The organism is Piscirickettsia salmonis LF-89 = ATCC VR-1361, from assembly GCF_000297215.2.
GTDB lineage: Bacteria > Pseudomonadota > Gammaproteobacteria > Piscirickettsiales > Piscirickettsiaceae > Piscirickettsia > Piscirickettsia salmonis.
Window position 1 is genome coordinate 41,627 of the sequence record NZ_AMFF02000051.1, and the last position, 4,342, is coordinate 45,968.

At 35.4% G+C, this 4,342-nt stretch carries 3 protein-coding genes; all 3 read left to right on the plus strand.

Annotated features, from left to right (window positions below; genetic code table 11):
• The first annotated feature begins 413 nt into the window (after positions 1-413).
• The 3 genes from C200_RS05285 (at position 414) to C200_RS05295 (ending at position 4,297) form a co-directional block, all read left to right on the plus strand.
• Entirely contained in the window at positions 414-2,405 is a 1,992-nt protein-coding gene (locus tag C200_RS05285) for a hypothetical protein (protein WP_016211761.1), read from the plus strand.
• Positions 2,406-2,511: 106 nt separating this feature from the next.
• A complete protein-coding gene (locus tag C200_RS05290) occupies positions 2,512-3,891 on the plus strand; it encodes an MFS transporter (RefSeq protein ID WP_016211760.1) in 1,380 nt (459 codons plus the stop codon).
• A 37-nt stretch (positions 3,892-3,928) separates the two neighbouring features.
• Entirely contained in the window at positions 3,929-4,297 is a 369-nt protein-coding gene (locus C200_RS05295; protein WP_016211763.1) for a GNAT family N-acetyltransferase, read from the plus strand.
• The last annotated feature ends 45 nt before the right edge of the window (positions 4,298-4,342 follow it).

The window sequence follows — 4,342 nt, forward strand, 5'->3', positions numbered from 1 at the left end:
CTACCCTCTAAGTCAAAAGGCGAACTAGAGAGTTTATCTGTATGAATATGAACTCTCTACTGAGTGTTGCACTTCAGATGACGGAGGGCGTATTAAATATTATTTTTTATTATTATATTTTATTGTTAGGGTCTTAGTTATACTCTATGCTGGTTAAATTTTTTTTTAAAATTTGAGCTATCTTGTGTGTCATTGGCTTTAACTATTTTCGTGTTTTATGCCATGAATTAAAGTGATGGAATATTTGTTTATTTTATATTTTACAAGTATAGTTATTATTTTTTATTGGTTAATTTATAGGGTAAATTATAGTATTAATATTGTAAGTATTTAAATTATTATTGAGCTCAGTATTTATAAGATTTTTATTAGTTTTATATATAAGGTATGTCGTTATTAGAGGGGGATGATAGATGCCATATTTTGAGGTAGACGATCACCTAAAAATGAAAAAGATCGCTGAAAAACCAGGAGGAGTAACCCGAGGGTTTATTGGCATCAGTGTTAAGCAAGATGAAGAGCATACTTTATTTACTGACTTTAGAAAGTTTTATTTAAAAGAAAGTACTATTGACATTAATGACCTAGACATCACTGATTATGATAAATTAATTAAACTATTTGATGCCGATGCTTCAGCTATTAAAGCAAAAATAACGATAAAAACAACTAGTGCAACAGAAGTAGCATATAAAGCAGTAAAACTAAAGTTTGTCGAATACTGTAAAACAGAAAGAAAGGCTTATCTTGTAAAAAATGATCATAAGGACCCACGGTTGAGCTGGGGGCTCTTTAATAAGGTTAGTAATCCAAAAGAAAATTTTGAGAAAAGTAAAAGGTATCAAGAGCTCAATAGAACGAGTACACTCGCAGCAGATGCGGTAGCATTTGGTTATAGTTTAGTCAAACGTGATAGCAAGGAAAATAAAAATCTTGAGACCTTTGATGAAGTGTTTGCATTGAAGCTTGCGCGCATAGTAGGTTTTCAGGCGCCTGATGCCACTATCTTGGTTAAAAAATATAAAAATGGTGAGACAAAGTTTTGTGTAAAAACGCGTTGGGAGTCTAATTTACTTCATGGGCAGCAGGTAAGTCATGTGGATGCTCCTGGGCGCTTTTTACCGTTAATGAAAGCTTTTGCGGATTATGACATTCTTGGTTCAAGTGGGCAAAACTCGGCTTTAATAGCTGGGATGGGGCATTCTGGAACGGATCTTTATGTTTATGATTGTGGTCATTTTTTATCTAGTAAAACGATTACAAATATTGCTCAATTTGAAAAGAAGAATGATGAGCATGTACTGATAGGTTTAGTTAATCTTTGTTCTGCATTGCCAGAGCCATGGTTAGAGGGATTGCTATCTGTTCAGCAAATAGAACAATTAGAGCAGACAAGAAAATATATTATAAGTAAAGCTGAATTAAGCCGCTATCTTCTTAAAGAGAAAAGGGTCGAAGAGTATTACCAGCTGATAAGGGAATTTCGTGACGGGGTTAATTCTGAATCTTTGGGGCTGAACAGTGAGGAAAAATCGCTTTATTCTAAGCATATTGGTGTTGTGGCAACCAAGCTTAAAGAGTCATTTAGAAATACGGTACGATCGATCTTTGAAGAAAATATTGTATTGATCGAGGGGATACAGGAGCTTGTACTACAAGAAAATTTCGAGCGTTTAACTAGGCAAGTCAATGTGCAGCTTTCTGCAATTTTAAGCAAAGTCACTGAATTAGGTATTGGTGGCCTTGGTGTTGATGGGGCTTACTATAATGCAAGTGCTGGTTTTAATACTCTTTGTGGGTTTTTAAAAGATAAGGAGTTTAAGTGTGCTCAGGGTACTATAGCCCAGTTAGCAAGAGACATTCCGTATATATCAGAAGTATTAGAAAAATTAACAGAAACTTTGAATGATCCTGATATTAGCCATGTTAATTTATATGATACTGTGTGCAGATATTGTGATTTAGCACTGAGAAGAGAGATGATATTTAAGAAGCTACTTGATATAGTGACTGCGCCTAAAATTTTTGATATTGATAGTATCTATGATGAATTTGCAGAGTGTATTAGCGAATATAGTATATTCAAAGCAAGGTTTAGCGATGATGATAGAGTGTTGTCACTCAAAGGGTTATTTAAAATTGAGCTTAAAAATATTAAAGCTAGATACGCTGAAAATCTTAATAAGGAAAATTTTCGAACGTTATTATATTTTATTGACAATGATTTTCAAGGTTTACACTTTGAGTGTAGTGAAAAGCTTTATGTAGAAGAGGCTGAATCGATCGTTTTAATGTCACCGATCGCCGTAGATATATCTAATCCATTTAGTCCCTTTATGCAGCGTCGCCACTCAACTGGCGAGATGGATCGTCCATCTCAAGATTATTCTCAATCTTTACTCTAAATTGCCTTTATTTAGTTTAATTTAGCTCATGGCAATGAGCTAGAGTTTCTTGATTAATCGTATTAAGATAGTTGCCAATTAGTTAATTTTAATAGGCGTCGTATTAATGAGAAAAAATAATCTGTTATTTATCTTAGCTATTTTAGCTCTGCCTATTTTAATGATTAATATTGAGTATACCGGTATTACTGTGGTAACTCCGGTAATAGCAACAGCCCTTGCTATGCCACTGGCACAAGCAAACTGGATTGCACTGGCTTATTTGCTTGTCTTCTCTGCATTTATCATTGCAGGAGGTCGGCTGGGTGATTTATATTCGGCTAAGTTGATAATGATTTTAGGGCTTGTGCTATTTATAGGCGGGTCATTGATCGGTGGGATTTCAGTAAGCTTTTGGCAGATATTGATTGGGCGGGGGATGCAAGGTTTGGGTGCTGCGGTTGCTTTTCCAAATATCACTGCGACAGCTTATTTGTGCGCGCCTGGCCATAAAAAAGGGGCTGCTTTAGCAGGTTTGACAGGTGTCGTTGGTCTGGCTATGGCGATTGGGCCTCCTTTGGCAGGCTTATTAACAAGTTATGGTTCTTGGCGTTGGTTTTTCTTAATTAATATTCCTATCGGTGTTGTGACAATTTTTATTATTTGGAATTATCTGCCAGAAATAAATAGTACATCAGAAAAGTTAAAAGGAAAGTTTGATACTTTGGGGGTCATATTTCTTGCTATTTTTTTAAGCAGTATTACTTATGGCCTTAGTTGCTTAAAAAATGGTTTGAATGATTTAATGGTGTTATGTTTAAGCTTTATGCTTGCTGCTGTGTCATTAAGCTTATTTATCTATAACGAAAAGAGAGCAGAGCACGCATTAATTTGTCTAGAGCATTTTAGTAATAAAAAATTAATTGTGAGTTGTTTAGTACGCTCAGGTATTCATTTTGGTGTGTATATTGTTTTATTCGTTATAGGGCTATATTTAAGTTTTGTCATGGGGTTTTCAGCTGATATTGCGGGCCTAGTTTTATTTCCAATGAGTATTGCGATAGGGTTGTTTTCATTTGTTAGTGGTAAATTGGTTGATAAATATGAGGCTTATGTGCCGACGAGTCTGGGCATTATTTTATTAATTATTTGCTATATTGGCTTTATTTATCTGCCAATACAAGAGCATGTAAGTTTGATTATGGTTTTATTTTTATTATATGGTATTGCTTATACATTAACCTCTCCAGGTTTGATGAAAATGACCGTCAGTGCTGTAGATGAAGCAGATAAAGGTCTAGCTTCTGGTGTATTTTACATGATGAGTTTATTTGGTTCGACAGTGGGGCTTGGAATCGCGGGCCTGGTGTTGCATTGCTACCGGGGAGAATCAGAGCGACTGTCGTTAATTTTAGCTTTTCCTTGGTTAATGGTCTTATGCTTGATAATTACTATTATCTCATTTGTCTTTTTATATGGATTTAAACAATCTCTAGTCTGTGATTAGATCTAATTAAATGACTTAATTCAAAGAGAAGAGACCGATGAAAATTAGGACAATGGTTACAGATGATATTAATACGGTATTTGATATTAGAGGCTCTGTTGTAGAGAATTATTTATCTACTAAAGAATTGGCAGAATTAGGGTTTACACCAGATTTATTTAAAAATATGTTGCTTACAGACTGCGTTGGCTGGATAACTTATACTGATGTTGCTGATGCTGGCTTTGTTGTTGTCAATACACAAGGAAAAATTTTAGGCTTGTTTGTAAGGCCAGACTTTGAAGGCATGGGATTTGGTAAAGCATTATTAAAACAAGCTGAAAGCTGGTTGTACGAGCAAGGAATTAAAGAAGCCTGGTTGGCAACTTCAAACGCTGCGAGCCATGGAGTGCTAAGCACGGGGTGAGTAGGCCGAGGTAGGTTCGGGTTTTTAGCAGAGCGGAGTTGCGAA